Genomic DNA, 18,029 nt, shown 5'->3' on the forward strand with positions numbered 1-18,029 from the left:
GCTGCCTATCTCGGAGGCAATCCGTAACAGCCCGTGGCCGGCAAGGGAACGAGGCAACGCCACCCCTGGGGCGGCGCTGGCTCAATCTGTTCCCGCCCCTCCTCCCTTGCCTTCATGTCGCGTTTCGTCCAAAAGCTGGCGTAAACGCCGCGAAACCGAAGGTTTTGCCGTTTGATATGCGGCTTCCGGCTTTAATGCCGACGTGCCGTATCTGGAAAGAGCGGAACAATGTCTGCGATCGAAGCCGGCGCTCGCGCGCCGGAAAACCTTTGGCGTCAGGAAATCAGGGCGACGCTGGCGCTCGCCTGGCCGATGGTGCTGACCAATCTCGGCCAGACCGCGATGACGGCGACCGACGTCATGATGATGGGGCGTTTGGGGCCGGACACGCTGGCCAGCGGCGCGCTTGGCGCCAACCTCTATTTCATGCCGCTGATCTTCGGCCTCGGCCTGATGCTGGCGACCTCGCCGATGATCGCGACCGAACTTGGCCGTCGCCGCCATTCGGTGCGCGACCTGCGCCGCACGGTGCGCCAGGGCCTGTGGCTGGCGATCCTGATCTCGATCCCGATCTGGCTGGTGCTTTGGCATGGCGAGGCCATCCTTTTGGCCATGGGTCAGGAACCGGCCCTGGCGCATCAGGCCGGCATTTACCTGCGCTGGCTCGAATGGGCGGTGCTGCCCTTCTATGGCTATATCGTGCTGCGCTCGTTCATCTCGGCGCTGGAGCGGCCGGGCTGGGCGCTGGTCATCGTCTTCGTCGCCGTCGCCTGCAACGCCTTCTTCAACTGGGTGTTCATGTTCGGCAATCTCGGCGTGCCGTCGATGGGCATCGCCGGCTCGGGCCTTGCCACCTCGCTGTCCTCGACGCTGATGTTCACCGGCATGGCCGTGGTGGTGATGCTGGAGAAGAAGTTCCGGCGCTACCGCCTGTTCGGCCGCTTCTGGCGGTCCGACTGGCCGCGCTTCAAGGGCCTGCTGCGGCTCGGCCTGCCGATCGCCGGCATCCTTGCCTTCGAGGTGACGATCTTCAATGCGGCGGCGCTGCTGATGGGCCTGATCGACGCCGACTCGCTTGCCGCGCACGCCATCGCCATCCAGATCGCCTCGATCTCCTTCATGGTGCCGCTTGGCCTCAACCAGGCGGTGACGGTGCGCGTTGGTCTTGCCCATGGCGCCGGCAATCCGGAAGGCGTGTCGCGCGCCGGTTGGACCGCCTTCGTCATCGGCGTCTCGTTCATGGCGCTGATGGGATTGGTGATGGTGTTGTGGCCGCACCTTTTGATCAGCGCGTTCATCGATCTCACCAATCCGGCCAATGCCAGGGTGATCGCGCTTGCCGTGTCGTTCCTGGTATTTGCTGCCCTGTTCCAAGTGTTCGACGGCGCGCAAGCCGTTGCCGCCGGCATGCTGCGCGGCCTGCACGACACCAAGGTGCCGATGATCTATGCAGCGATCGGCTATTGGGGCGTCGGCCTGCCGCTCGGCGTGCTGCTCGCCTTCCATTTCGGTTTCCACGGCGTCGGCATCTGGATCGGGCTGTCGTCGGGACTGGCCGTGGTGGCGGCGCTGCTTCTGGCGCGCTGGCTGCGGCGCGACAGGATCGCACCGCCGCTGGTGTTCGGGCATTGAGGCAGACCGTCGCCGGTTGACCGCCACCGAACTTTCAGCCGGGATTCATCCCGTTGACGCCGGAACTACGCTGCCTGGACGATCTCGACCAATTCAACGTCGAACACCAGGTCCTTTCCGGCCAACGGATGATTGCCGTCCAGCTTGACGCTGGCGTCGTTCACGCCGACGACCGTCACTGGCATGGGGCGCCCCTCGCTGGTTCTGACCTGCAATCGAGTACCGATATCGACATTGATGTTATCCGGCACGCGGGCGCGGTCGATGGTCATGACCGCTTCGGGGCGGTGGGGGCCATAGGCGGCTTCGGCGGGAACGGTGACGGTGCTTTTCGCGCCGACCTCCATGCCCTCGACATGGGTTTCAAGACCGGCGATCACCTGCCCTTCACCCAAGGTGAATTGCAACGGTTCGCCGCCGGAAGCGTCGAATTGAGTGCCGTCGGCCAGACGTCCAGTATAATTGATGCGCACGGTGTCGCCATTCTTGGCCTGTGTCATGGCAGTCATCCTTTTGGGAGCTTTTGAGGGGACCGGCCAGAGGTCGCGGTCCCGTTTTCGATCATCCACGCACTGAGGTGCACGGCGCGAAACTCTAAAACTAGGTGCCAGGCCGCAAATGTAAAGCGCTGCTGCCAACCGGCTTCCTCGTGTGGCCGCCTTCACCACCGAAATCAATCAATGTAGCCGCCGTCGATGCCGGTCAACACAACGTGCTCGTGGCTCAGTGCGCTGACGCGTGCTTCTCCAGACGGCGGGCGTACTGCGTCAGTGGAAAGCACATGACGAAGAAGATCAGCGCCACCAGGCCGTAGACCTTGAACGGTTCGAAGGTCGCGTTGTTGATGGCGTTGGATGTCCTGACCAACTCCTCGAAGCCGATGATCGAGGTCAGCGCCGTCGATTTGATCAGCTGCACCAGGAAGCCGACCGTCGGCGCGCGGGTGATCGAGAACGCCTGCGGCAGGATGATCAGCCTGAGCTCCTGCAGATAGTGCAGGCCAAGGCTGGCGCCGGCGTCCCATTGGCCCAACGGCAGCGCGTCGACACCGGAGCGCCATATCTCGGCGAGATAGGCGCTGGCGAAGAAGGTCAGGCCTATTACGGCGGCCGTCCAGGGTTCGATACGCAGACCGAGCATCGGCAGGCCGAAGAACATGAGGAAGAGCTGCATCAGCAGCGGCGTTCCCTGGAAGAGCGCGATGTAGCCCGAGGCGATGCGCCGGCTCCATGTGTTCTTGGATATCCTGAAGAACAGCACAATCATGCCGACAATCGCGCCGCCGATGAAGGCGGCCAGCGACAACAACACCGTCCAGCGGGCGGCGAGCAGAAGGTTGCGAATGATGTCCCAAAGCGTGAACTCGATCATGACACGCCAGCCCCCAGAACCTGGCGCCCGCCTGTGACCAGGAGCCGGCGTAGGGCCATCGACAGGAGAAGATAGACCAGCGTCACGACAAAATAGGTCTCGAAGGAGCGGAAGGTGCGCGCCTGCAGCATGTCGGCCTCGTAGGTCAGCTCGCGCACGGCGATCTGCGACACCACGGCCGACTCCAGCATCATGATGACGATCTGGCTGGTGAGCGCCGGATAGATGATCTTGAGCGCCTGCGGCAGCACGATCTTGATGAACACCTGGCGCGGCCGCAGCCCGAGCGCAAGGGCTGCTTCCGTCTGCCCGCCCGGCACCGCGTCGAGCCCGGCGCCGACGATCTCGATGGTGTAAGCCGCCATGTTGAGCGTCATCGCCAGCATGGCGGCCAGGATCGGATCGAGCCTGATGCCGAGGCTCGGCAGGCCGAAGAAGATGAAGAACAGCTGCACCAGGAACGGCGTGTTGCGCATCACCTCGACATAGCAGGCGATGGCCCGTTTGAGCGCAACGGGACCGTTCCGCCGCCCCGCAGCGCCAAGGATGCTGAGCAGCGTTCCGGCCAGCGTTGTGACGGCGATCAATAGGATCGTCGTGGCGGCGCCGTGGGCAATGTCGCCCACGGCACCTGGGAGCCAGCCGAAGGCCACGGAAACTCAATCCTTGAGGTTGTCGGGGTTGAGCGGCGTCTTCAGCCAGGCTTTCGAGCTTTCGTCGAGCTTGCCGTCGGCCAGCATCTTGGCGATGGCGTCGTTGACCGCCTTCTTGAGGGCGTCCTCATTCTTGTTGAGGCCGATATGCGAGGGCGAGGTCAGAAGCTGGAATTTCTGCTCCGGCTTCAGCGCGTCCTGCTTGGCCAGCACCTGGGCGCCGACATCGTTGCCGACGACCATCAGCTGGGTCTGGCCAGAGATAAAGGCCTGGATCACCGAATTGTAATTGTCGAAACGCTTGATGTCGGCCGAGGCGGGCGCGGCTTCGGTCAGCGAGGTGTCTTCGAGCGTACCGCGATTGACGGCGATCGACTTGTCGGCAAGATCTTCCTTGCCTTTGACCGCCATCGCGGCCGGCCCGATCACCGCAATGTAATAGGGCGCGTAGGCGGCGGCGAAGTCGATGACCTGCTCACGCTCCTTCGAATAGCCGACGCTCATCAGGATATCGACGCGATGATCGTTCAGATAGGGGATGCGGTTCTGGCCGGTGACGGCGACCGGATTGAGCTTCACCTTAAGCGTGTCGGCGATGTATTGCGCGACGTCCATGTCGTAGCCCTTGAGGCTCATGTCGGCGCTGGCCGAGGAGAAGGGCGGGAAGTCGGCGAAGACGCCGACATTGATGCTGCCGGCCTTGGTGATATCGGCCAGCGCGTCGGCGTTGGCGGCCTGCGTGGCGGAGCCCATACCGGCGGCGCCGAGCACCAGGACGGCGGCGATGGATGATCTGAGTGTCGTGCGGATTGTCATTGTCATTCCCCTGTCTGGAAGCTTTTGATTGTTGGGTCGGCCGCCGGCTCCAGCGCGGCGGCCGCCTTTGCTTTTTCGAACGTCAGGCACCCTTGCCAGTAATTGCGGGGCTGAACACCATCAGACTCAATATCTCGAACAGCACTTGGGCGGCGGCATGGGCGGTGTTGGTGGTGGCGTCATATTGCGGCGCCACCTCGACGACGTCGCCGCCGACAATGTTGAGCCCTTTGAGGCCGCGCAGCAGTTCAAGCACTTCGCGCGTCGTCAGACCGCCGACTTCCGGCGTGCCGGTGCCCGGCGCGAAGGCCGGATCGACGCTGTCGATATCGAAGGACACATAGGTTGGACCGTCGCCGACGATCTTGCGCGCTTTCTCGATGATGGCCGGGAGGCCGAGCCCGGTCACCTCCTCGGCATGAACGACCGTCATGCCGGACTCGTAGGTGAACTCCCACAGATACTCGGCCGAGCCGCGGATGCCTATCTGGATGGTGCGGGTCGGGTCGAGCACGCCGTCGAGCACCGCGTTGCGGAACGGCCCGCCGTGGTGGAACTTGGTCATGTCGAACAGGCCGCTGGTGTCGCAATGGGCATCGATGTGGATCAGGCCGACCGGCGCTTTCTTGCCGACGGCTTTCAGGATCGGATGGCTGATCGAATGGTCGCCGCCGACCGACAAGGGAATGACGCCGGCATCGACGATCTGGTTGGTGCGGCGTTCGATGTCCTCATGGCTGGTCTCGAGCCGATAACGGCTGCGGAAGGGCGTATCGCCGATGTCGGCGACCCTGAGTTCATGCGTCGGCGCGCATTCCAGCACGTGATTGTAGGGGCCGATGCGTTCGATGGCGCGCAGCGCCCTCGGCCCGAAGCGCGAGCCCGGCCGGTTGGTGACGCCGAGGTCCATCGGCACGCCGATCATCGCCACCTGCAAATCGCCGAAATCCGGATTCTCCGCCGCTATCTCGCGGTAGGGCGCAGCGAGGAAGGTCGGGATGCCGGCATAGGGCGCAAGCCGCGTGCCGCTCTTGGAAAAGATCTTGTCGGCGACCTTGCGGAATTTCGGGTCGAACATCTCGCCGCCATGGCTCTCGCCATATTTGCGACGCAGCGCGTCGAGCTTGCCGCGATCGTAACCCATATCCGCTCCTCCTGGGCTGATGCAGTGCGGCCCGTCGACGATCCGATGCGAACTGACCGTCGTCCGGCCGGGTCGCTGTCCCGCTGGCTGCCTGCAGATTTGATGTCTTGGTGCTATTCCGTGCCAAAGTGTCCGGCAGCCGCCTTGAAAAAGCAATTGATATTGTTAGGGTCTTTTCTGTGAGAAAAACTCACAAACAACGAGTTCCATGATGGCCAAGCGCCTGCCGCCCCTGAACCCGCTGCGCGCCTTCGAGGCAACGGCGCGCCATGGCTCGCTGACCAAGGCGGCGAGTGAGCTCAATGTCACGCATGGCGCCGTCAGCCACCAGATCAAGGCGCTGGAGCAATCGCTCGGCGTCAAGCTGTTCGAGCGGGTCGGCCAGCGGGTCAAGCTGACGCCGCATGGTGCGGAACTCCTGCCGGCGGTATCGACCGCTTTCGACGGCATCGCCGCCGCCACGCAGCGGCTGACGCGGCCGGCAAGCAGCGGCGCGCTGTCGGTGTCCTGCGTGCCGGCACTGCTGCTTTTGTGGATGACGCCGAGGCTGGGCAGCTTCACCGCGCAATATCCCGACATCCAGCTGACGCTCATCCCCTCCAACGACGCCAGGGATATCCGTGCGCCGCATATCGATGTCTGCGTGCACTATGGCAACGGAACCTGGACGGATTGCTGGATGCGCAAATGGTCGGGCCTCGAACTGTTCCCGGTGGTCAGTCCGACCTTGATCAACAACCGTCCGATCCGCAGCGTCAGGGACCTCGCCGATCATGTCTTCCTGCATGGCGACGACGGCCGCGAGTGGCACACCTGGCTGGCCGCCGCCGACGCATTGGACCTCGAACGTGGCCGCCGCCATCATCTCGGCGATGCCCGCATGGCGACCGAGGCCGCGGTGCACGGCCATGGCGTGGCGCTGGGCGATTCCGTCACGGCAAGCGCGCTGCTGGCCAGGGGCATGCTGGTCGCGCCGTTCAGCCTGTCGGTACCGGCGGTCGATGATTTCTATGTCGTCTGCCGCAATGAAATGCGGGCGACGCCGATCGTGCAGGTGTTCATCGACTGGCTGTTCGCCGAGAAGGCCGGAGATGACGGCCGCGCCGACGCCCCGGTCGCCGGCCGTATCATCAGCCGCCGCAAGCGCCCGGCGCTCAAGGTCATCGGCGCAAAGACCGCGGGTTGAGCCGGCTGCGGATGGCCATACGCAGGCCGTTCTTTTTGTCGGGCCAGCCTGAAAGCGGGCAGCGTTTTGGCCAATTCGATGCTATGAGGCCTGTCGCGATTGTGGATGGCAGGCAGCGAAGGCGGCAGCGAGCATGGCAAAAACCGATATAGCGCGGCGCGTCTACAACCACACCTGGAAGCTCGATCCGATCGTGCGCAGCCTGCTCGACACGGATTTCTACAAGCTTTTGATGCTGCAGATGATCTGGGGCATGTACCCCAAGGTCGACACTACCTTCTCGCTGATCAATCGTACGACTTCGGTGCGGCTCGCCGACGAGATCGACGAAGGCGAGCTGCGCGAACAGCTCGACCATGCCCGTACCTTGCGCTTCTCCAAGAAGGAGATGATCTGGCTCGGCGGCAACACTTTCTACGGCCGCAAGCAGATCTTCGAGCCGGAGTTCCTTGCCTGGCTGGAAGGTTTCCGGCTGCCCGACTACGAGCTGTCGAAGCGTGATGGCCAGTATGAGCTGACCTTCAGCGGGCCATGGATGTACACCACGCTGTGGGAGATCCCGGCGCTCGCCATCATCAACGAGCTTCGGTCTCGCGCCGCCATGCGGGCCTTCGGCCCCTTCGCGCTCGATGTGCTCTATGCCCGCGCCAAGGCCAAGATGTGGGCCAAGACCGAGCGGCTGAAGGCGCTGCCCGGCATCCGCATTTCCGACTTCGGCACGCGCCGGCGGCATTCCTTCCTGTGGCAGCGCTGGTGCGTCGAAGCGTTGAAGGAAGGCATCGGCGAGGCCTTCACCGGTACCTCCAACGTGCTGCTCGCCATGGACAACGATCTCGAGGCGCTCGGCACCAACGCGCATGAGCTGCCTATGGTGTTTGCCGCCCTTGCCAACTCGGAAAAAGAGCTGAGAGTGTCGCCCTACAAGGTGCTGCAGGACTGGCAGCGCTACTATGGCGGCAATTTGCTGATCGTGCTGCCCGATGCCTTCGGCACCGCCTCGTTCCTGCGCGATGCGCCGGACTGGGTCGCAGACTGGACCGGCTTCCGCCCCGACAGCGCGCCGCCGATCGAGGGCGGCGAGAAGATCCTGTCCTGGTGGCGCGAGAAGGGCAAGGATCCCAAGCAGAAGCTTTTGATCTTCTCCGACGGGCTCGAGGTCGAGACCATCGAGGAGACCTACCGCCACTTCAAGGGCAAGGTGCGCATGTCCTTCGGCTGGGGCACCAACCTGACCAATGATTTCGAGGACTGCGCACCGATCGAAACCAACAGGCTGGACGCCATATCGCTGGTCTGCAAGGTCACCGAGGCCAATGGCAGGCCCGCGGTGAAGCTTTCCGACAACCCGGCCAAGGCGACCGGCGACGAGAAAGAGATCGAGCGCTATATCAGGATTTTTGGCGAGAAGGATCGCGTGGAGCAGCTGGTCAAGGTGTGAAGGGGTGGCTACGCCAGCCAAGATCGCAATCTTGGATAGGCCGGGTTCCTTGGCGCCCCCCTCTGTCCTGCCGGACATCTCCCCCTCAAGGGGGGAGATTGGACTTGGTCTCTGCTTTCGCCAATCTCCAACGCTTGAAGAATGGCGCCAACAGACCGTTCAGCCGATCTCTTCCCTTGAGGGGGAGATGTCCGGGAGGACAGAGGGGGGCGCCGTAGAGCGCTACTATCTGCTGTTGGCGTTATTATCTGCGGCGCTGCTGGCCCTCCTCCCCACCCAAGCCTTCGCCCACGCCTCCGACCGCGGCCACGTCCTGCTCTTGCCGACCGGCTATTATCTCGCCGGCGGCGCTTTCGCAGTGGCCGTCAGCTTCCTCGTGCTGGCCCTGCTGCCGCCCGTGGCTCTCGACAAATTCTGGCGTCGGCGCTTGCAATTCTTCACCGTCAGCGACGGCGCGCGCACCGCCGTCAGCCTGACATCCTTTGCCGGCTTTGCAATTCTCATTGCCGCTGGCCTGTTCGGCAGCCGCGACCCGCTCTCCAATCCGCTGCCGCTGCTGATCTGGACGCTGATGTGGGCCGGCCTCACGCTGCTGCAGGGCGTCTTCGGCGACCTCTGGTCATGGCTCAATCCCTGGTACGGGCCCTGGCGTCTGATCTCACGTCTCTTGCGCGCGGGCGATGAAGGGATACTGCTGCTTCCCCGATGGCTCGGCTGCTGGCCAGCCGTCATCCTGTTTTTCGCCTTTGCCTGGTTCGAACTCATCGATCCGGCTCCCGACGATCCCGCACGGCTTGCCGTTGCCGCCGGTGTCTATTGGCTGCTCACCTTCCTGGCCATGCTGGCATTCGGCTATCGCGGCTGGAGCCGCGGCGGAGAATTCCTGACGGTCTTCTTCTCGATGGTGGCGCGTTTCGCGCCCGTCGAGCGCAACGACGCCGGCCGGCTTGCGCTCTGCTGGCCGGGCGCCAAGCTGCTCGCCGCCGAGCCGTTGCCGCCCAGCGGCATCGCCTTCTTGCTGCTTGCGCTGTCGTCAGTGTCCTTCGACGGCCTGTCGAAAACCTTCTTCTGGCTCGGCCTGTTCGGCATCAATCCGCTCGAATTCCCGGGCCGCACCGCAGTGATCGGCAGCGGCACTTTCGGGCTCGTCCTGACATTCCTGCTGCTGGCGGTGGTTTTCCTGTTTGCCGTCTGGCTCGGCCAACGCGTTGCCGGCAGCGATCAGCCTCTTCGTCACGCCGCGGGACTGCTGGTCTGGTCGATCGTGCCGATCGCGCTCGCCTATCATGTCGCACACTACCTGACGGCGCTGCTGGTCGACGGCCAGTATACGTTGGCCTCCCTGTCCGACCCGTTCGCACTGGGCTGGAACCTGTTCGGCACAGCCGACATGCAGATCGAGGCCGGCATCGTTGCCGGAGCCGGCTCGGCCTGGTGGCTGTGGAACATCCAGGCCGGCGCCATCATCCTTGGCCATGTGCTCGCCGTCCTCGTCGCCCACGGGCTTGCCTGGCGCCTGCATCCGCAGCCTGGCCGCGCCGCGCTCAGCCAGTTTCCGCTCACGCTGCTGATGATCGCCTACACCGTCTTCGGCCTCTGGCTGCTTGCCACGCCGACAGTTGGATGAGCCGTCTGCACTGGAAAATAAACCGGGATTCGCCTAGGGAACCAGCATTGCCGTGTCCCGACTTTGGTGATTTAGTTTGTACACATGCAATTTCGGCCCTCCGATAGGGCGGCCCGCCGCGCTACAGCCATTGGTCAAAACTCAAAAAACAGGGGAACTGCCGTGACTGACAAGAATGGGTTTTTCGATCTCTCCAAAACCACGCTCTCTCGCCGCACGGCGCTGAAGGGCCTCGCCGCCGGCGCCGGCTTGACGCTCGCTCCCGGCTTCGTCCGCTACTCCCAGGCGCAGAGCTCTGCGCCGATCAAGATCGGCTTCCAGTCGCACCGCACCGGCATCGGTGCCGCCTATGGCCGCTGGTACGAGAAGACCACGGCCGCCGCTATCAAGGCGATCAACGCCGCCGGCGGCATCAACGGCCGCCAGGTCGAGGTGATCATCGAGGATGACGGCACCGATCCCGGCCGTGGTGCGGAAGTGGTCGGCAAATTCGCCACCCAGCACAAGACCGACATCGTCTTCGGCACGCTGTTCTCGCATGTCGTCATCGGCTCGGCGCCCGCCGCCGGCGAAAACAAGATGCCCTATTTCGTGGTCAGCGAAGGCCACCACGTCGCCTCGACCAAGCTCAACCGCTATGTCTTCCAGCCCGGCATCACCGACGTGAAGAGCCAGATCCAGTCGATGGCGCCTTGGATCGCGGCCAATGCCGGCAAGAAGGTGACGCAGATATTCCCCGATTTCGCCTTCGGCTACGATCATCGCGACTACCTGCCGCCGGCGCTGAAGGCGCAAGGCGCCGAGGTCATCGCGCAGATCGCCATCCCGCCGACGGAATCGTCCTTCACCAAATATTTCCCGCAGATCCCGGCCGAGACCGAAGTGATCTACCACGTCATGGTCGGCCCGGCGGTGCTCACCTTCGTCAAGGAACTCGGCGAATTCTACGGCTCCAACCGGCCGCAGCTGTTCGGCTTCATCGATTCGCTCGAGGCCACCGACATCAACAGCCCCGGCCTGGAATTCCTCGACGGCAGCCATTTCTGGGAAGGGTCGCCACGCTACGCGCAGCCCGATGACAGCGAAGCGCAGAAGGCCTATCGCGCCGCTGTCGGCATCGACGACAATGGGGCGGCCGTCGGCGACCCCAAGGACGTCTCCACCGCCGCGCACATGTTCGGCTGCTGGGAAACGCTCTATGTCGTCAAGAAGGCGATGGAAGACGCCGGCTACAAGGGACCGGAGGACCGCGCCAAGCTGGTCGAGGCAACCGAGGCGCTGACCGCCTTCGCCGAAGGCCCGGAGCACCCGCAGGGGCCGAAAACCTTCAACGGCAAGATCCACCAGTGTTTCGGCATCCAGAACATCTCCAAGGTCGAGGGCGGCAAGCTGAAGGTCGTCCACAAGACCAAGATCGAGGACGGGCTTTACGAGGCCGAGGGGGATTATACGACGCAGGCGCTGTAGGCTGCTTTAGCCAGCGTGAGTGCCAAGGCACCCCCCTCTGTCCTGCCGGACATCTCCCCCGCAAGGGGGGAGATCGGCAGCTTATGCGGCGGCGCCTATCTGCCGGCCTTGATAATTGGCGAAACCATCGACGACATCCAATCTCCCCCCTTGCGGGGGAGATGCCCGGCAGGGCAGAGGGGGGTGCCTCGCGCATCCGCTGGTGTCTAGCCGATGCACTTCGGACCTCATCTCCTCCTCGCCGCCCTCGAAGGCCTCGTCACCTCCGCCGTGCTGGCGCTGACCGCGCTTGGGCTGTCGCTGGTGTTCGGCGTCATGCGTGTCGTCAATGTCGCGCATGGCGAGTTCTTCATGCTCGGCGCGGTGCTCGCCTGGGCGATCTCGACAGCGGTCGGCAGCCATCCGGCGCTTGGCTTCCTGGCGGCACTGGTGATCGCGCCGCTGATCGTCGGTGCCATTGCGCTCATCGCCGAGCGGCTGGTGCTGCGCCGGCTCAACTACAATCCGGAAGCCACGATCGTTGCCACCATCGGCATGCTCTACATCATCCAGCAGCTGGCACTGACCTTCTACGGTCCGGAGGCGCGGCCGGTGGAGCCGCCCTTCAACCACCGCATCCTTTTGCCGTGGTTTGGCTATTCAGGCTACAAGCTGTCTGTCGTCGCTGCTTCCGCGCTCTTGCTGATCGCGACCTGGCTGGTGCTGACGCGCACCAAGGCCGGCCTCGTCATGCGCGCCACGCAGTATGACAGCGAGACGGCGCAAGCCTTCGGCATTCCTGTCGGCCGCGTCTATGGCGGCGTCTTCGCGCTCGGCGCCATGCTGGCGGCCATCGCCGCGGTGTTGATCGTGCCGATCAGCCAGGCGCATTACCTGATGGGACAGGATCCGCTGCTGTTGTCCTTCATCGTCGTCATCATCGGCGGCCTCGGCTCGTTGCGCGGCACGGTCGTCGCCGCCGTGCTGATCGGCATGTCGGACGGCATCATCTCGATGTTCTTCTCGCCGACGCTGGCCAAGATCATCGCCACGCTGCTGGTCGCCATGGTGCTGGTGTTCCGGCCGCAGGGTTTGTTCGGGACGGCCTCGCGATGAGTGAAGCTTCGCCGGCAAAAGCCTATGCGCTCCACCTCGGCGTGATCGCGCTGCTGTTCGTGCTTAGCTTCGTGCTGCCCGACTACTATCACGGCCTGCTCGCCCGCATCCTGGTGCTGGCGGTGTTTGCCATGGGCTACAATTTGCTGTTCGGCTATGTCGGCCTGCTCAGCCTCGGCCATGCGATGTTCTTCGCTGCCGGTCTCTATGGCGCTGGCCTCGCCGTCATCCAGCTCGGCTGGAACGTGCCGCTGGCCTTCGCCGCCGGAATTGCCTGCGGCGCCGTACTGGCGCTGGCGATCGGCCTTCTGGCGCTGCGCACCACCGGCGTCGCCTTCATGATCGTCACCATGATGTTCGCGCAGGTGTTTTATCTGCTCATCCTCTATTTCGCCGTGTGGACCGGCGGCGACCAGGGCCAGGTCGTGCCGCAGCCGGCACGCGTCCTCAATCTCGGTGCGACCTCGCTCGACCTCACCAATCCGACGGTGCGCTACATGAGTGCGCTGGCGCTGTTCTCGCTCGTGCTCATGATCACGCTGGCCATCGTCCGATCCCGCCATGGCCGCGTGCTCGTCGCCATCCGCGAGAACGAGGAGCGGGCGAAGATGCTGGGCTACGACACTTTCTCCAACAAGCTCGCCGCCGTCGTCGTCTCCGGCGCGATCTGCGCGGCGTCGGGCGCCGCCTACGCTCTGCTGTTCGGCTATATCGGCTCGAGCTTCGCCTCGGTGCAGTATTCGATCCTGCCGCTGCTGTGGGTGCTGCTCGGCGGCGCCGCTACGACGCTTGGACCGCTGATCGGCACGCTGTTCATGTACTATGTCATCGATGTCACCAGCGGCTACACCTCGGCCTACCTGCTGATCGTCGGCATCGCGCTGATCCTGCTGGTGCTGTTCTTCCCGAAGGGCGTTCTGGGCAGCATCCGCCAGCGCTGGCTCGGATGGCTGCCATGACGCCGCTTCTGACGACGAAAGGCCTGTCGCGCAGTTTTGGCGGTCTGCGTGCGGTCGACAGTGTCGATTTCACCCTGATGCCGGGCGAGATCCGCGCCGTGATCGGCCCCAACGGAGCTGGGAAAACCACCTTCGTCAGCCTGGTCAGCGGCCGCATCCAACCGACTTCCGGAGCGATCGTCTTCGATGGCACCGACATCACCGGTCTGCCGGCCTATGTCCGGGTCCGCCAGGGCATCGCCTACACGTTCCAGATCACCAGCGTCTTCGCCAATCTCAGCGCCTACGACAATGTCGCGCTGCCGGTGCAGCGCACGCTGAGCGACGGCCGCTCGAAGGGCGCCGTGCGTGCCGGGGTGATGTCGGCGCTCGAACGCACGGGACTGGCCGACCGCGCCCATATGCCGGCCGGGCAATTGTCGTATGGCCACCAGCGCCTGCTGGAGGTGGCGATGGGCCTGGCGCTGAAGCCGCGCCTGCTGATCCTCGACGAGCCGACGCAGGGGCTGGCCGACAGCGAGATCGACAATTTTATCGCCCTTGTGCGCGACATAGCCAACGGCGCGACGGTGCTCCTGATCGAGCACAACATGCCGGTCGTTATGCAGTTGGCGGACCGCATAACCGTTTTCAATGCCGGCAAGATCCTGGCCGAGGGTACGCCCGAGGCGATCCGCGAAAACGCGGCGGTGCAGGAAGCCTATCTGGGGACGGCCCCATGATTGAAACGAAGATGACGCAGACCGGCAAGCCGGAAGCCTTGGCGATCTCGGGACTGGACTGCTTCTATGGCGAGGTCCAGGTGCTCTATGGTCTCGACCTCGTGCTGAACAAGGGCGAGGTGTTGTGCCTGTTCGGCCGCAACGGCGCCGGCAAGACGACGACGCTGAAGGCGATCATGGGCCTTGTCCCAGCCGGCACCGGCTCGATCAAGCTCGGCGGCCAGGAACTGACCGGCCTGCCGGCGCATGAGGTGCCGAAGGCCGGCGTCGCCTATGTGCCGCAGGGACGGCGGCTGTTCGCCGAGATGACGGTGGCCGAAAACATCGAGATCGGGCTGATGGCGCGCGGCAAGGGCAAGGACGTGCGGGAAAATGTCCTCGACCTCTTCCCGCTGCTTCGCCAGCGGCTGCGGCAGCGTTCCGGCACCCTGTCGGGCGGCGAACAGCAGATGCTGGCCATGGCGCGCGCGCTTTGCCTCGAACCGGAGGTGCTTTTGCTCGACGAGCCGACCGAAGGGCTGATGCCGTCGATGATCGCCAAGATCCGCGAGACGGTGGCCAAGCTGCGCGACATGGGCGTCTCGACCATCCTTGTCGAACAACGGGTCGACGCGGTGCTGTCGGTCGCCGATAGGGTTTGCTTCATCGAGAACGGACGCAACCGCGAAACCGTGGATGTCGAGGGCCTGCGCGCCGACCCGTCGGCGGTCAGGCGCTACGTGGGCGTCGGTTGATCACCCGAAGAACAGAAAGCCCGCGACCAAAAACGTCGGGATAAGCACCAGGCCGGACCACGCCATGTAGCCGAAGAAGCCCGGCATCTTGACGCCGCGATGCCTGGCGATGGCATAGACCATGAAGTTGGGTGCGTTGCCGATATAGGTGTTGGCGCCCATGAACACGGCGCCCGCCGAGATCGCGGCAAGCGTCGAGGCGAACTCCGTCATCAGATGCAGAGGGTCGCCGCCGGCGAGTTCGAAGAACACCAGATAGGTCGGCGCATTGTCGAGGAAGGACGACAGCGCCCCGGTCAGCCAGAAATAGGCGAGGTCGTTGGGCTGGCCTGAAGGAGAACTGACCAGCGACACCAGCGGCGCCAAGGCCCCCTCATGGCTTGCCCTGAGGATGGCGATGACCGGCACGATGCAGATGAAGATGCCGGCAAACAATTTCGCCACCTCCGCGATCGGCCCCCAGTTGAAGCCGTTCGCTTCGCGGTGGCTTTTGTAGGAGAGGGGGAGCGACAGCAGGGCCAGCGCCAGGATGATGGCGTCGCGCACCAGGTTCTGCAACTCGAGACCGACGCCGAACACGGAGAAGCTGACGCCTGGCTTCCAGGCCGCCGACAAAAGGATCGCAGCGATGACGCCGGCCAGCAGCGGAAGGTTGGCCAGGCCGCGCAGGCGCACCTTCGTATCCGGCGTCGGATCCTTGATCTTCGGCGCGCCGGCCTCGCGCCTGTGCAGGATGATGTCGATGACCAGGAACACCGCCAGCACGACGAGACCGACGAAAAGCGTCTCCCGGTAGAGATTGGTCGTTGTCCAGAAGAAATCGACACCGCGCAGGAAGCCGACGAACAGAGGCGGGTCGCCGAGCGGCGTCAGCGAGCCGCCGATGTTGGAAACCAGGAAAATGAAGAAGATGACGACATGGGCGTTGAACGGCCTGTTGTCGTTGGCGCGCAGGATCGGCCGGATCAGGATCATCGAGGCGCCGGTGGTGCCGATCACCGAGGCCAGGATCGCACCGGCAAGCAGCAGCCCGGCATTGACCAGCGGCGTGCCATGGATGTTGCCGGCAAGCAGGATGCCGCCCGAGATCGTGTAGAGCGCGAACAGAAGGATGATGAACGACATGTATTCGGTGAGCAGCGCATGCAGCACCGCTTCGGTCGCCGAGGGGATGCCGAAGGCCAACGCCAACGGCACGATCACCAGCGCCGCCCATAGGGCTGTGATCTTGCCGTAGTGATGCTCCCATGCATGGTGGAACAGCAGCGGACCGGTGGCGATCGACAGCAGCAGCCCGGCGAACGGCAGCGCCCACCACAGCGACATCGCGGCGCCGGGCAGGCCGTGTTCTTCTGCCGCGAAAGCCACGCCTGGAAACAGGAGCGCGACAGCGATCGCCGCACCTGCCATCTTGCCTATGGTGATCCGCAAAAAGCCCCCCGCTGCCCCACCGTTCAGTCCGACAACTGGTCTTCAAGCGTCACGCCGGCGTCGCGCATACGCTGCAGCATGGCATCAAGCGAACCGTTGAGATCGATGCCGCGGCAGGCGTCGAGCCGGACCGTGGTCTTGAAGCCATGGCTGACAGCGTCGAGCGCCGAAAAGCCGACGCAGAAATCGGTCGCCAGCCCGACCAGGGTCAGCGTGTCGATGCCGCGTTCCCTGAGATAGCCGGCGAGGCCGGTCGGCGTCGCATGATCGTTCTCGAAGAAGGCCGAGTAGCTGTCGATGGCGGGGCGGAACCCCTTGCGGATGACGAGCTCGGCCTTGGTCCAGGCGAGGCCGGAGTGAAAATCCGAGCCGAGGCTGCCCTGGATGCAATGGTCCGGCCACAAGGTCTGCTGGCCGTAGGGCATCTCGATCATGGTGAAAGGCTGCGCGCCCGGATGGCTGGAGGCAAAGCTCGAATGACCGGCGGGATGCCAGTCCTGCGTCAGCACGACATGGTCGGCATGGCGGATCATATCGTTGACCAGCGGCACGATCTCGTCGCCGCCGGCAACCGCCAGCGCGCCGCCGGGGCAAAAGTCGTTCTGCAGGTCGATGACAACAAGCGCTTCGTCGGCCATGGGGCTTTCCTCTTCCGTATGCAGGCTCCAGTGGAAAATGCCGCTGACGCGACCGGACGCAGAAACTTGACCAGATGGCCGCCTGCGTCAACCTCTGGAAGCGTAACAAATGCGTGGAGGCGGAGCTGCCGCAAACTCTGGCTTTGACAATTCCTGCCGGCTTGATATCATTTGCATACGAATGAATTTCCCGGCCCCTGCGCTGGAAGGATCTTTCGAAGTACCAGCTCTGGAAGGCCTCTTTTCGGGAAGGCAAAGCGTGATCCGTTACGCGAAACCCACCACGGTCGACGAGGCGCTCGCTTTGCTTGGCGAGGGCGCCTGGCGCATTCTGGCCGGCGGCACGGATTTCTATCCGGCACAGGGCAGCAAGCCGTTCCGCGACAATGTCCTCGACATCAACGGCCTGACGGCGCTGCGCGGTATCGCCGAGACCGACAGCCATTGGGTCATCGGCGCGCGCACGACATGGACCGACCTCCTCCGCCATCCCTTGCCGCCAGCCTTCGATGCACTGAAACAGGCAGCGCGCGAGGTCGGCTCGGCGCAGATCCAGAATGTCGCCTCGGTCGTCGGCAATCTCTGCAACGCCTCGCCGGCCGCCGACGGCGTGCCTGCCCTACTTATCCTCGATGCCGAGGTCGAGCTGCGCTCGGCGGCGGCAACGCGCCTCTTGCCCTTGCCGGATTTCATTCTCGGCAACCGCCGCACGGCCCTGCGGCCGGGCGAAATGGTCACGGCCATCCGCATGCCGAAGCCCGCGGGCACGTCCGCCTTCGTCAAGCTCGGTGCGCGGCGCTACCTCGTCATTTCCATCGCCATGGTGGCGGCGCGCCTGGTCGTCGAGGGCGGCATTGTCACGGACGCGGCGATAGCCGTCGGCTCGTGCTCGGCCGTCGCCAAGCGGCTTGCCGGTGTCGAAGCGGCATTGCGGGGGCTGGCAGCGGACTGCGGGCTCGCCGATGCGGTCCAATCCGCGCCAATGGCCGAGCTGTCGCCGATCGCCGATGTGCGCGGCAGCGCCGAGTACCGGCTCGATGCGGCGGGCGAGATCGTTGCCCGCGCCCTGCTGACGGCCGCCGGACCGATGAACGACCACATGGTGGCGGCATGAGC

17 protein-coding genes are annotated in these 18,029 nt (G+C 64.3%); 10 read left to right on the top strand and 7 right to left on the bottom strand.

Annotated features, from left to right (window positions below; translation table 11 throughout):
• The first annotated feature begins 228 nt into the window (after positions 1–228).
• Positions 229–1,632 (top strand): MATE family efflux transporter, encoded by a 1,404-nt coding sequence (locus MESOP_RS02850; RefSeq protein ID WP_013891814.1) that lies wholly within the window; start codon positions 229–231, stop codon positions 1,630–1,632.
• Positions 1,633–1,697: 65 nt separating this feature from the next.
• On the opposite strand, the gene MESOP_RS02855 is transcribed toward MESOP_RS02850, so the two are convergent.
• The 5 genes from MESOP_RS02855 to speB all read right to left on the bottom strand — a co-directional run bounded on the left by MESOP_RS02855 (position 1,698) and on the right by speB (position 5,616).
• Positions 1,698–2,132: an FKBP-type peptidyl-prolyl cis-trans isomerase gene (locus tag MESOP_RS02855; protein ID WP_013891815.1), complete on the bottom strand. Its 435-nt coding sequence runs from the start codon at positions 2,130–2,132 to the stop codon at positions 1,698–1,700.
• Between the two features lie 223 nt (positions 2,133–2,355).
• Positions 2,356–3,003: an amino acid ABC transporter permease gene (locus MESOP_RS02860; protein WP_013891816.1), complete on the bottom strand. Its 648-nt coding sequence runs from the start codon at positions 3,001–3,003 to the stop codon at positions 2,356–2,358.
• Entirely contained in the window at positions 3,000–3,656 is a 657-nt protein-coding gene (locus MESOP_RS02865) for an amino acid ABC transporter permease (protein WP_013891817.1), read from the bottom strand. The genes MESOP_RS02860 and MESOP_RS02865 overlap by 4 nt, the downstream gene beginning before the upstream one ends.
• 6 nt (positions 3,657–3,662) lie before the next feature.
• Entirely contained in the window at positions 3,663–4,472 is an 810-nt protein-coding gene (locus tag MESOP_RS02870) for a transporter substrate-binding domain-containing protein (RefSeq protein WP_013891818.1), read from the bottom strand.
• An 82-nt stretch (positions 4,473–4,554) separates the two neighbouring features.
• Entirely contained in the window at positions 4,555–5,616 is a 1,062-nt protein-coding gene (gene speB / locus MESOP_RS02875; protein WP_013891819.1) for an agmatinase, read from the bottom strand.
• 211 nt (positions 5,617–5,827) lie between these two features.
• On the opposite strand from speB, the gene gcvA reads away from it, so the two are divergent.
• The 8 genes from gcvA (at position 5,828) to MESOP_RS02915 (ending at position 14,844) form a co-directional block, all read left to right on the top strand.
• A complete protein-coding gene (gene gcvA / locus MESOP_RS02880; RefSeq protein WP_013891820.1) occupies positions 5,828–6,802 on the top strand; it encodes a transcriptional regulator GcvA in 975 nt (324 codons plus the stop codon).
• A 133-nt stretch (positions 6,803–6,935) separates the two neighbouring features.
• Positions 6,936–8,240 (top strand): nicotinate phosphoribosyltransferase, encoded by a 1,305-nt coding sequence (gene pncB / locus MESOP_RS02885; RefSeq protein WP_013891821.1) that lies wholly within the window; start codon positions 6,936–6,938, stop codon positions 8,238–8,240.
• A 187-nt stretch (positions 8,241–8,427) separates the two neighbouring features.
• The gene (locus MESOP_RS02890) at positions 8,428–9,867 is read left to right on the top strand and encodes a hypothetical protein (RefSeq protein ID WP_013891822.1); all 1,440 of its coding nucleotides are present in this window, start codon (positions 8,428–8,430) and stop codon (positions 9,865–9,867) included.
• 162 nt (positions 9,868–10,029) lie between these two features.
• Positions 10,030–11,334 (top strand): ABC transporter substrate-binding protein, encoded by a 1,305-nt coding sequence (locus MESOP_RS02895; protein WP_013891823.1) that lies wholly within the window; start codon positions 10,030–10,032, stop codon positions 11,332–11,334.
• A gap of 213 nt (positions 11,335–11,547) precedes the next feature.
• Complete coding sequence (locus tag MESOP_RS02900) at positions 11,548–12,429, top strand: branched-chain amino acid ABC transporter permease (protein WP_013891824.1); 882 nt, start codon at positions 11,548–11,550, stop codon at positions 12,427–12,429.
• Entirely contained in the window at positions 12,426–13,388 is a 963-nt protein-coding gene (locus MESOP_RS02905) for a branched-chain amino acid ABC transporter permease (protein ID WP_013891825.1), read from the top strand. The genes MESOP_RS02900 and MESOP_RS02905 overlap by 4 nt, the downstream gene beginning before the upstream one ends.
• Positions 13,385–14,110 carry an ABC transporter ATP-binding protein gene (locus tag MESOP_RS02910; RefSeq protein WP_013891826.1) on the top strand — a complete coding sequence of 242 codons (726 nt, stop codon included), beginning with the start codon at positions 13,385–13,387 and terminating at the stop codon, positions 14,108–14,110. The genes MESOP_RS02905 and MESOP_RS02910 overlap by 4 nt, the downstream gene beginning before the upstream one ends.
• Before the next feature lie 11 nt (positions 14,111–14,121).
• On the top strand, positions 14,122–14,844 hold the full coding sequence (locus MESOP_RS02915; protein WP_041164486.1) for an ABC transporter ATP-binding protein: 723 nt from the start codon (positions 14,122–14,124) through the stop codon (positions 14,842–14,844).
• Here the strand turns inward: MESOP_RS02915 and MESOP_RS02920 are convergent, their stop codons facing one another.
• A complete protein-coding gene (locus tag MESOP_RS02920; protein ID WP_013891828.1) occupies positions 14,845–16,254 on the bottom strand; it encodes a sodium:proton antiporter in 1,410 nt (469 codons plus the stop codon).
• Positions 16,255–16,298: 44 nt separating this feature from the next.
• A complete protein-coding gene (pncA, locus tag MESOP_RS02925) occupies positions 16,299–16,913 on the bottom strand; it encodes a bifunctional nicotinamidase/pyrazinamidase (RefSeq protein WP_013891829.1) in 615 nt (204 codons plus the stop codon).
• A 259-nt stretch (positions 16,914–17,172) separates the two neighbouring features.
• On the opposite strand from pncA, the gene MESOP_RS02930 reads away from it, so the two are divergent.
• Complete coding sequence (locus MESOP_RS02930; RefSeq protein ID WP_041164488.1) at positions 17,173–18,027, top strand: FAD binding domain-containing protein; 855 nt, start codon at positions 17,173–17,175, stop codon at positions 18,025–18,027.
• Positions 18,028–18,029: the final 2 nt, after the last annotated feature.

This window comes from Mesorhizobium opportunistum WSM2075 (assembly GCF_000176035.2).
GTDB lineage: Bacteria > Pseudomonadota > Alphaproteobacteria > Rhizobiales > Rhizobiaceae > Mesorhizobium > Mesorhizobium opportunistum.

Bases quoted from the DNA above. Each gene is read 5' to 3' on its own strand.
- MESOP_RS02850 (WP_013891814.1), top strand. From the start codon at position 229: ATGTCTGCGATCGAAGCCGGCGCTCGCGCGCCGGAAAACCTTTGGCGT.
- MESOP_RS02855 (WP_013891815.1), bottom strand. From the start codon at position 2,132: ATGACACAGGCCAAGAATGGCGACACCGTGCGCATCAATTATACTGGA.
- MESOP_RS02860 (WP_013891816.1), bottom strand. From the start codon at position 3,003: ATGATCGAGTTCACGCTTTGGGACATCATTCGCAACCTTCTGCTCGCC.
- MESOP_RS02870 (WP_013891818.1), bottom strand. From the start codon at position 4,472: ATGACAATCCGCACGACACTCAGATCATCCATCGCCGCCGTCCTGGTG.
- speB (WP_013891819.1), bottom strand. From the start codon at position 5,616: ATGGGTTACGATCGCGGCAAGCTCGACGCGCTGCGTCGCAAATATGGC.
- gcvA (WP_013891820.1), top strand. From the start codon at position 5,828: ATGGCCAAGCGCCTGCCGCCCCTGAACCCGCTGCGCGCCTTCGAGGCA.
- pncB (WP_013891821.1), top strand. From the start codon at position 6,936: ATGGCAAAAACCGATATAGCGCGGCGCGTCTACAACCACACCTGGAAG.
- MESOP_RS02890 (WP_013891822.1), top strand. From the start codon at position 8,428: ATGTCCGGGAGGACAGAGGGGGGCGCCGTAGAGCGCTACTATCTGCTG.
- MESOP_RS02900 (WP_013891824.1), top strand. From the start codon at position 11,548: ATGCACTTCGGACCTCATCTCCTCCTCGCCGCCCTCGAAGGCCTCGTC.
- MESOP_RS02905 (WP_013891825.1), top strand. From the start codon at position 12,426: ATGAGTGAAGCTTCGCCGGCAAAAGCCTATGCGCTCCACCTCGGCGTG.
- MESOP_RS02910 (WP_013891826.1), top strand. From the start codon at position 13,385: ATGACGCCGCTTCTGACGACGAAAGGCCTGTCGCGCAGTTTTGGCGGT.
- MESOP_RS02915 (WP_041164486.1), top strand. From the start codon at position 14,122: ATGACGCAGACCGGCAAGCCGGAAGCCTTGGCGATCTCGGGACTGGAC.
- MESOP_RS02920 (WP_013891828.1), bottom strand. From the start codon at position 16,254: ATGGCAGGTGCGGCGATCGCTGTCGCGCTCCTGTTTCCAGGCGTGGCT.
- pncA (WP_013891829.1), bottom strand. From the start codon at position 16,913: ATGGCCGACGAAGCGCTTGTTGTCATCGACCTGCAGAACGACTTTTGC.